The sequence below is a fragment of the Gammaproteobacteria bacterium genome, from assembly GCA_011375345.1.
Lineage (GTDB): Bacteria > Pseudomonadota > Gammaproteobacteria > DRLM01 > DRLM01 > DRLM01.
Window position 1 is genome coordinate 22,199 of record DRLM01000004.1, and the last position, 9,348, is coordinate 31,546.

A 9,348-nucleotide genomic window follows, 5' to 3' on the forward strand; every position below is an offset into this window, starting at 1 on the left:
CGCTATTGTTTCACGTCCGCCCGGCAGGCTTCAATAAAGGCCGCCGCTGCGTTGGACACGGTACGCCGCGGGTGACGCACGATGCCCAAGTCCCGGCTGATGCGCCATCCTGCGATGGAGTGGGCGCGCAGACTGTCGTCCAGCAAGGTGCGGGGCAGAATGCTCCAGGCCAGTCCCACCGACACCAGCATTTTGATGGTCTCCAGATAATTGGTGTCCAGCATCACCTGGGGGGCGAGCCCGCTTCGGGCGAGGCAGCGTTCGATCAGGGCGCGGGTGTAGGTGCCATGAGCGGGCAAAATGGCGGGGTAAGGCGCCAGCAGCGCCGGTTCCAGCGGGGTGACGGCGCACAAGGCATGGTCGGGAGCCGTGACCAGGCTGAGGGCGTCGTGCCAAATTGTTTCCGTCAGCAAATCCTCCGGCGCGTCCGGTGGCAGCGTGATTACGGCCAGCTCCAGCTCTCCCTGCATCACCGCCCGGCAGGCGGTTTCCGAATCGTAAAAGCGCAAATTGAGCGTCACCTCGGGGTGCTCCCGGGTGAAGCGTCGCAAGACCGGCGGCAGGCGGTGCAGGCCGATGTGGTGGCTGGTGGCCAGATGGAGCGGGCCACTCACCGTGCCCGCCAGCCTGGCCAGCGCCCGGCGGCTGTCTTCCACCTCGCCCAAGATGCGCAGGGCATGGCTCAGCAAAGCACGGCCGGCCTCGGTCAGGGCCACCCGCCGCCCCAGGCGGTCGAACAGCCGTGTCTTGAGCTCGTTTTCCAAAGCCGCCACCCGCTTGCTCACCGCCGGCTGGGTGAGGTGCAACCGCTCCGCCGCCTGGGAAAAAGAAGCGCTTCGGGCCACGGCCACGAAAGCTTGCAGGTCACTGATGTTCATCGTGGAGTCGGGATCGGTTTGAGCGCCGAGAGCGCGAAGCACGCAAAGAAAATGCTCCCGACCGCGGCCACGCGGGGGGACAGAGTTGGTTTCGCTTTTGTTCCCCTCTTTGAAAAAGAGGGGTTAGGGGAGATTTCCCAAACGTATGCAAATCCCCCTCGGTCCCCCTCTTTCACAGCGGAAGGCAGAACCACCAAACGTTGCCAACAGCGCAGCTCCAATAGTCCAGACTCCCTGTTTTTTGTGTTTTAAAAATTCCAAATCAGAATATATATCATGAAAAATATGAATTTGTGTAATGGTTATTGCTGGATTAGTATGGCGATTCCCAGCACAACAGGCCGGAGCAGACCCATGGCGGGCAAGACCTTATACGACAAACTTTGGGATGCGCACGTGGTGCGGCAGAATGATGACGGCAGCGCGGTGTTGTACATCGACCGCCACCTGGTGCACGAAGTGACCTCCCCCCAGGCCTTTGAGGGCCTGCGCCTGGCGGGCCGCAAACCGTGGCGGCCGGCGGCCAATCTGGCCACGCCGGACCACAATGTGCCCACCACCCAGCGGACCCGGGGCATCGCCGATCCGGTGTCGCGCTTGCAGGTGGAGACGCTGGATCGCAATTGCGCCGAGTTCCACATCACCGAATTCAAAATGGACGATCCACGCCAGGGCATTGTCCACGTCATCGGCCCGGAAACGGGTGCCACCCTGCCCGGCATGACGGTGGTGTGCGGTGATTCCCACACCTCCACCCACGGTGCCCTCGGCGCTTTGGCCTTCGGCATTGGCACCTCGGAAGTGGAGCACGTGCTCGCCACCCAGTGTCTGGTGCAGAAAAAATCCCGCAACATGCGGGTGGTGGTGGACGGCCGGGTGGGGCCGGGGGTGAGCGCCAAGGACATTGTACTGGCCATCATCGGTAAGATCGGCACTGCCGGTGGTACGGGGTACGCCATCGAATTTTCCGGCCAGGCCATCCGCGATTTGTCGGTGGAGGGGCGCATGACCGTGTGCAACATGGCCATTGAAGCCGGTGCCCGGGCCGGGATGGTGGCGGTGGATGACAAAACCGTCGACTACGTGCGCGGCCGGCCCTATGCCCCCAAGGGTGAGGTGTGGGAACGCGCCGTCGCCGCCTGGCGCGAGTTGCACAGCGACCCCGGTGCCGTGTTCGACCGCGAAGTGCGGTTGGATGCCGCCGCCATCGCTCCCCAGGTGACCTGGGGTACATCGCCGGAAATGGTGGCGCCGGTGACCGCCACCGTGCCCGATCCCGCCGCCGAGCCCGACCCCGTGCGGCGCGAGAGCATGGCGCGGGCGCTGGATTACATGGGCCTGCGGCCCGCGACGCCCCTCACCGGGGTGGCAGTGGACGTGGTGTTCATCGGTTCGTGCACCAACTCCCGCATCGAAGACTTGCGCGCCGCCGCCGCTGTGGCCAGGGGGCGGCGCAAGGCGGACAGTGTCAAACAAGCCTTGGTGGTGCCCGGTTCCGGTCTGGTGAAACACCAAGCGGAGCAGGAAGGCCTGGACGCCATCTTCCGCGCCGCCGGGTTTGAGTGGCGCGAGCCCGGTTGCTCCATGTGCCTGGCCATGAACGCCGACCGCCTCCAGCCCGGCGAGCGTTGCGCCTCCACCTCCAACCGCAACTTCGAGGGCCGTCAGGGCGCGGGCGGGCGCACCCACCTGGTCAGCCCCGCCATGGCCGCTGCCGCGGCCATCGCCGGGCACTTTGTGGACGTGCGCGGTTTTGAAGGCGGCTGACCGGGAAGGGCGGTTTAAAAACTGAGGACTTCGCAATGGAAAAATTTACTCAATTGACCGGCCTGGTGGCCCCCCTCGACCGGGCCAATGTGGACACCGACCAGATCATCCCCAAGCAGTACTTGAAATCCATCCAGCGCAGCGGTTTCGGCGTGACCTGTTTCGACGACTGGCGCTATCTCGATCCGGGTGAGCCGGGCATGGACCACAGCCGGCGCCGCCTCAATCCCGATTTTGTGCTCAACCAGCCCCGCTACCAGGGCGCCCGGATAGTGTTGGCGCGGGACAATTTCGGCTGTGGCTCTTCCCGCGAACATGCCCCCTGGGCCTTGCAGGACTACGGTTTCCGCGTCATCATCGCGCCCAGCTTCGCGGATATCTTCTACAACAATTGCTTCAACAACGGCCTGCTTCCGGTGGTGCTGCCGGCAGCGGTGGTGGAACAACTGTTTCAGGAAATCACGGCAACTCCGGGCTATCGGCTGACGGTGGATCTTGCCGCCCAGACGGTTACCACCCCCGGTGGCGAGGTGTTCCGCTTTGCCATCGATGGATTTCGTAAATACAAACTGCTGAACGGTCTTGACGACATTGGTTTGACCCTGCAGAAGGCCGATGCCATCAAAGCCTATGAAGCCCGCCGCCGCCATGAGGCACCGTGGTTGTTTCAGGAAGGCTGAAACGCCAAGCCCGGTCATCCCAAGCAAGAGAGACACAGAATGAGCAAAAAGATTTTGGTGTTGCCGGGCGACGGCATCGGTCCCGAAATCGTCGCTGAAGCGGTGAAGGTGCTGGACTGCCTGCGAGAGCACCACGGTTTGAACGTGGAGCTGGAGCACGCCCACGTGGGTGGCGCGGCCATTGATGAAGCCGGTCAGCCCCTGCCCGCCAGCACCCTGGCGCTGGCCCAGGCGGCGGATGCTGTGTTGCTGGGCGCCGTGGGCGGGCCCAAGTGGGAAAGCCTGGATATCGCCATCCGCCCGGAAAAAGGTTTGTTGGGGCTGCGCAGCGGCTTGGGCCTGTTCGCCAATTTGCGTCCCGCCATTTTATCTCCCCAACTGGCCGGGGCCTCGACGCTGAAACCGGAGCTGGTGGCGGGCTTGAACATCATGATTGTGCGGGAGCTCACCGGGGGCATTTACTTTGGTCAGCCACGCGGGGTGCGGCTGCGGGAGGACGGTCAGCGCGAAGGCTTCAACACCTTGGTCTACAGTGAAAATGAAATACGTCGCATCGGCCGGGTGGCCTTTGACACCGCCATGAAACGCGACAAACGCTTGTGCTCGGTCGACAAAGCCAATGTGCTGGAGTGCACCGAACTGTGGCGGGAAGTGATGACCGGCCTGGCCAATGACTATCCCGATGTCGAGCTGTCACATATGTACGTGGACAATGCCGCCATGCAACTGGTGCGCGCACCCAGGCAGTTCGATGTGATGGTGACCACCAATATGTTCGGCGATATTCTGTCCGACGCGGCGGCCATGTTGACGGGTTCCATCGGCATGCTGCCGTCCGCCTCGCTGGATGACAACGGCAAAGGCATGTATGAACCCATCCACGGCTCGGCACCGGACATTGCCGGGAAAGGCATTGCCAATCCCCTGGCCACCATCCTGTCCGTTGCCATGATGTTGCGCTATTCGCTGGGCGCCGCGCCCTTGGCGGAGCGGGTGGAGGCGGCGGTGGACAGCGTGCTCAGTGCGGGTTACCGCACCGCGGACATTTATTCCGCCGGGACACGCAAGGTGGGCACGGCGGCCATGGGTGATGCCGTGGTGGCGGCATTGCAGCGGGCATAAACGGCCAGAGCGACGGGCGATGGCAGGGCGCAAAGCCGATCTATGAGGGGGGCGAGATGAGCAAACAATACGACGTAGCCGTGGTCGGCGCCACCGGCGCCGTGGGCGAGACCATGATGAGTATTCTGGCCGAGCGCAATTTCCCCGTGGGGACGCTCTATCCCCTGGCCAGCGAGCGGTCCGCTGGCAACCGGGTGGAGTTCAAAGGCCGGCATCTGACGGTGCAAAACCTGGCGGAGTTCGATTTCTCCAAGGTGCAGATCGCCCTGTTTTCCGCCGGTGGCCGTGTCTCCGCTGAGCACGCGCCGCGGGCCGCGGCGGCGGGGGCGGTGGTGGTGGACAACACCTCACATTTTCGCTACGACGAGGACGTGCCGCTGGTGGTACCCGAAGTCAATCCCCATGCCATTGCCGGGTACCGGCAGACCGGCATCATCGCCAATCCCAATTGTTCCACCATTCAGATGCTGGTGGCCTTAAAGCCCTTGCACGATGCCGCCGGCATTGAGCGCATCAATGTGGCCACCTATCAGGCCGTCTCCGGCACCGGCAAGGAAGCCATCGAGGAACTGGCCAGGCAGACGGCCCAGCTGCTCAATGGCAAGCCGGTGGAATGCAGCGTTTATCCCAAGCAGATCGCCTTCAACGCCCTGCCCCATATCGATGTGTTCCAGGACAACGGTTACACCAAGGAAGAAATGAAAATGGTGTGGGAGACCCGGAAAATCATGGCGGACGACAGCATCCAGGTGAATCCCACGGCGGTGCGGGTGCCGGTGTTTTACGGTCATTCCGAGGCCGTCCACATTGAAACCCGCAGCAAGCTCAGCGCCGCGGCGGCGCGGCAGCTGCTTGAGCGGGCGCCCGGCGTGGTAGTGATGGACGAGCGCGCAGCCGGCGGATATCCCACCGCGGTCACCGAAGCGGCGGGGCAGGACCCCGTCTACGTGGGGCGTATCCGCGAAGACATCTCCCATCCCCGCGGATTGAATCTGTGGGTGGTGGGCGACAATGTGCGCAAGGGGGCCGCTCTGAATAGTGTTCAAATTGCTGAAATTTTGGTAAAAGACTACGTTTAAGTGCAGCGACAGCGGCTGTTTCGGCGCCCTTTTCCGCACGGGCGCGGACATGCCTGAGGACACCACTTTTCGTGCGCAGGAGGCGAAGCGCCCTGATTAAAGCAATGGCCAGCTTATCCGATACCTCTCTCGATGCCGGCTGAAGCCTGTTGGAGTATGGCTGAACAGGAGCCAATCAAGCCACGATGTCAAGGGGTAGACGAGTGACAAAGCGAAAAGGGAGACGTGTGCAGGTGCGTAAGCTGGCCCTTGCCGCTGCCGTTGCGATGGCTTGCGGAGGGCGTGCCCAGGCGCTGGGCCTGGGCGACATCGAATTGAACTCCACGCTCAACGCCCCTCTCGACGCCGAAATCCGCCTGGTCAGCGACCGCCCCGGCGAACTTCGCAGCGCCGTTGTTGAGCTGGCGCCGGCGGAAGCCTTCGCCCAGGCGGGGGTGGAACGCCTGGCCTTGTTGAACGATCTGCATTTTGACGTGCAAACCCTGGCGGATGGCGTGGCAGTGGTCAAGGTGAGTTCGGGCCAGTCCATTCGTGAACCCTTTCTGGATTTCATTGTGGAGCTGCGCTGGGACGCGGGGCGGTTGTTGCGCGAATACACCGTGCTGCTCGATCCCCCCACCGTCAGCGACACCCCGGCACCGGCCATCGAGCCGCCGGTGCCCGGCGACAGCGCCGCCGCTGCGCCGGCAGGCCCCCCGCCAGCAAAAGCTCCGGCCCCCGCTGCCAAAGCGGCTGCCCCGGCAGCGGCGGCAGCCACCGTGGTCGAAGAGCGCCGTGTGGCGCGGCTGCGCGACCGGGGCCGGCGCTATGGTCCCACCCAGCTCAGCGACACCCTGTGGAGCGTGGCCGAGCGTTTGCGGCCGGACGAGGGCGTCAGTGTCCAGCAAATGATGCTGGCCCTGGTCAAAGCCAATCCCGAGGCCTTTCAGGGCAACAACGTCAACGGCCTGAAAGCGGGCTATGTGCTGCGCCTGCCGGAGCGTTCCCTGATCACGGCCTTGTCCCACCCGGAAGCCGTGCGCGAAGTGAAACGCCAGCATGCTTACTGGAAGGAAGTCGGCGGTGCCGAAGGCCTGAAAGCGGCGCAAGCGGCCGTGGTGCCCGCGGCCGCGGCCCCGGCCGGTGGTGGCCAGGGTCCCCGCTTGCGCCTGGTTGCGCCCGGTGACGGCAGTGCCGGCGCCGGGGGGGTGGCCACCGAGCTGGCCAAACTCCGCAACGAACTGGCCCTGGCCATGGAAACCGCCGACGTGGCGCGCCAGGAAAACGAGGCCCTGCGCACCCGCGTGGCGAGCCTGGAAAGCCAGATCAGCGCACTGGAGCGCCTGGTGAATGTGAATGATGCCGGTTTGGCTGCCGCCCAGCAGCGTCTGGCTGAGGAGACGGATCAAAGTACCGGCGCCGGCGCGGAGGAAGGCAGTGTCGCTGATATGCCCTCCGCGGTCGAGGGTGCCGCGGTCCGGGAAGGCGGCTTGGCCGGCGCTGAGGCGCCGGCGGTGCCCGCTGCTCAGGAGCCGGCCGTTGATGCCCCCGCTGCTGACGCCGGGACCGGGTCCACGGCCGCGGCACCCAAGCCTACGGTGGATCTGGGCGGGGAACTGAGCGAGCCCTCCCTGCTGGACGGTATTCTTGGCAACCCGAATATGCTGATGACCGCTGGTGGCGGGGTGCTGTTGTTGCTGGCCCTGGCCGCCCTGGTGATCCGCCGCCGCCGCGCCGAGGCCGGTGATGCGCCCCTGGCGCCCGCGCCGGCCGCGCCGGTGGCAGAAAAAACCGAATCCGAACTGCCCGCCGAAACGCTGAGTTTCAGCGAAGAGCGGGACGAGGGGGACTCCGCTTTCGGCGCCCTGTCCGGTCTGGATGAAGAACAGGTGGAAGACGAACTGGACGATGCCACCGAAGACCTGGACGTCATGCAGACCAGCGAAGGTGAAATCGATCCCCTGGTGGAAGCCGACGTTTACCTGGCTTACCGTCGCTTCCAGCAGGCTGAGGATCTGGTCAAGGCTGCGCTGGAAAAATGCCCCGACCGCAGCGAACTCAAACTGAAACTGCTGGAAGTGTACTACGCGGCGCGCAACGCCGATGCGTTCCGGCCCCTGGCGGAGGAATTCTTCGAGGCTGTGGGGCACGACCCGCTCGATGCCATGTGGATGCGGGTGCAGCAAATGGGCCGCGACCTTTGTCCTGACCATCATCTTTTTGCCGAGGGTGACACCGCGGCTCCCGCGCCCGCTGTGGCGGCGGCGGCCACCAGCGCCGCGGCCGCCGCCGGTTTCGCCGGCGACGAGGCAGAACTGCCGTCATCGAACTTCGACTTTGAAACCGTGGACGAGGGCGAAGCCCCCCCTGCCGGCCCCGGCGATTCCCTGGACACCGGGCCTCAGATGGAGCCGGCACCACCGGCCAGTGCAGGGCAAGAAGCTGAGGAAGAGGAGGCCTTGGACTTCGAGCTGGACTTTGCCGACGCCGATGAGGCGGTTGCCGCCCCCCCTGCCACGGCCCAGGCGGCAGCGCAAGAGGGATTGGAGCAGAACGGCGCCCCCGCGGCTCCGGCGGAAGCGGCGGAAACCGGTGCTGCCGAAGCCGGTGGCGAGACCAGCTCCTGGGATCTGGAATCATCCGGCTCCTCCGATTTTGGTGATTTGGACTTCGGCCTGGATGACACGGACCTGCTGGCCGGCACCGACGTGGTGGGCACCAAGCTGGATCTGGCCCGCGCCTACATTGACATGGGTGATCAGGACAGCGCCCGCGACATCCTCGATGAGGTGTTGAACGAAGGCAGCGACGAGCAAAAAGCCGAAGCCAAAACCCTGGTCGAGCAAATCGCCTGACGCGGGGTGCGCACCGCACCCTATTTTTCTTTTGTTTTCCAAAACCCCAATGGCTCCGCAGCACGTATCCTGCGGTAATATTCCCCCATGTTTCCCCACCCCCTCATCCGGGTTCTTTCCCTGCTGGTCATGATCGTTGCCCTGGCCTGGGGTCAGCCTGCCGTGATTGCTGGCGCCAGTTTCGTGGTGGCTCTGTTGTTGTGGCGCAGCGGCATGGAGGCGCGGCGGGCGGCCGCCCGCCTGGTGCGCCGTCTGCGCTGGTTTTTTCTTTCCATCGTAGTGGTGTTCGGCTGGTTTACACCGGGCGTGCCGGCGTTGGACGTCCCGGCTTTGGCGGCGTGGCTGCCGACATGGGAGGGCCTGGCGGCGGGGGGGCTGCGTATTGGTGCGCTGGCGCTGATCGCCGCCGCAGTGGCTGTGTGCCTGGTCCTCACGCCCCAGGCGGCGCTGGTCGGCGCCCTCAGGGATCTGGCGACACCCTTGAGCTGGCTGGGCCTGTCGCGGGACCGCTTCGCGGTGCGGATCGGTCTGACCCTGGCGGCGGTGACAGCGCTGCGTGACAGCCCCGGCATCCAAGCTGAGCCGGCGGCGGGCAGCCCCTGGCACCGCGCCGCCAGCGTGGGCCGTGTCCTGTATGCGCGCGCCTTGAGCAAGGGGGAAACGGCGCCCTGTGAACCGGTGGTCATTGAGATCCTGTCTCCCCCCGCCCCGTGGGAATGGGCCATTCCCTTGGGCTTGGCCCTGCTCTGCGGCGCCCTGGCCCAAATGTAGAATGCGCACCGTTTCCGGCGGCCTCACATGTTCAATGACTTCTCGTCATTGAACATGACGGTGCCTCCCTGCACCGTACACAGTTTGTTGAAAAACGGAGTTTTTCAACAAGCGCTATTAACCCGGGAACAGTTCCCCAAGATGGAGGGGCGGCAGATGGTTATGGTTATCGCCCCGAAAAAAAAGTAGTGTCGTAGCGACACTCAGCTGCCGGCAA

The 9,348-nt window shown here is 64.5% G+C and carries 7 protein-coding genes and 1 pseudogene; 7 read left to right on the forward strand and 1 reads right to left on the reverse strand.

The window, feature by feature from the left end; genetic code table 11:
* Positions 1 to 2 precede the first annotated feature (2 nt).
* Entirely contained in the window at positions 3 to 878 is an 876-nt protein-coding gene (locus ENJ19_00360; protein ID HHM04180.1) for a LysR family transcriptional regulator, read from the reverse strand.
* Positions 879 to 1,232: 354 nt separating this feature from the next.
* On the opposite strand from ENJ19_00360, the gene leuC reads away from it, so the two are divergent.
* From leuC to ENJ19_00395, 7 genes and pseudogenes are all read left to right on the forward strand, one after another.
* Entirely contained in the window at positions 1,233 to 2,645 is a 1,413-nt protein-coding gene (gene leuC / locus ENJ19_00365) for a 3-isopropylmalate dehydratase large subunit (GenBank protein ID HHM04181.1), read from the forward strand.
* 35 nt (positions 2,646 to 2,680) lie between these two features.
* Complete coding sequence (gene leuD / locus ENJ19_00370) at positions 2,681 to 3,325, forward strand: 3-isopropylmalate dehydratase small subunit (protein HHM04182.1); 645 nt, start codon at positions 2,681 to 2,683, stop codon at positions 3,323 to 3,325.
* A 39-nt stretch (positions 3,326 to 3,364) separates the two neighbouring features.
* Complete coding sequence (leuB, locus tag ENJ19_00375; GenBank protein ID HHM04183.1) at positions 3,365 to 4,447, forward strand: 3-isopropylmalate dehydrogenase; 1,083 nt, start codon at positions 3,365 to 3,367, stop codon at positions 4,445 to 4,447.
* 56 nt (positions 4,448 to 4,503) lie between these two features.
* Complete coding sequence (locus tag ENJ19_00380) at positions 4,504 to 5,526, forward strand: aspartate-semialdehyde dehydrogenase (GenBank protein ID HHM04184.1); 1,023 nt, start codon at positions 4,504 to 4,506, stop codon at positions 5,524 to 5,526.
* A gap of 185 nt (positions 5,527 to 5,711) precedes the next feature.
* Positions 5,712 to 8,360, forward strand: a complete 2,649-nt coding sequence (locus ENJ19_00385) for a hypothetical protein (protein ID HHM04185.1) — start codon at positions 5,712 to 5,714, stop codon at positions 8,358 to 8,360.
* An 87-nt stretch (positions 8,361 to 8,447) separates the two neighbouring features.
* A complete protein-coding gene (locus ENJ19_00390; GenBank protein HHM04186.1) occupies positions 8,448 to 9,131 on the forward strand; it encodes a hypothetical protein in 684 nt (227 codons plus the stop codon).
* 114 nt (positions 9,132 to 9,245) lie between these two features.
* Positions 9,246 to 9,320: pseudogene (locus ENJ19_00395) on the forward strand (translation initiation factor IF-3).
* Positions 9,321 to 9,348: the final 28 nt, after the last annotated feature.

Bases quoted from the DNA above. Each gene is read 5' to 3' on its own strand.
- leuD (HHM04182.1), top strand. From the start codon at position 2,681: ATGGAAAAATTTACTCAATTGACCGGCCTGGTGGCCCCCCTCGACCGG.
- leuC (HHM04181.1), top strand. From the start codon at position 1,233: ATGGCGGGCAAGACCTTATACGACAAACTTTGGGATGCGCACGTGGTG.
- ENJ19_00385 (HHM04185.1), top strand. From the start codon at position 5,712: ATGTCAAGGGGTAGACGAGTGACAAAGCGAAAAGGGAGACGTGTGCAG.
- leuB (HHM04183.1), top strand. From the start codon at position 3,365: ATGAGCAAAAAGATTTTGGTGTTGCCGGGCGACGGCATCGGTCCCGAA.
- ENJ19_00360 (HHM04180.1), bottom strand. From the start codon at position 878: ATGAACATCAGTGACCTGCAAGCTTTCGTGGCCGTGGCCCGAAGCGCT.
- ENJ19_00380 (HHM04184.1), top strand. From the start codon at position 4,504: ATGAGCAAACAATACGACGTAGCCGTGGTCGGCGCCACCGGCGCCGTG.
- ENJ19_00390 (HHM04186.1), top strand. From the start codon at position 8,448: ATGTTTCCCCACCCCCTCATCCGGGTTCTTTCCCTGCTGGTCATGATC.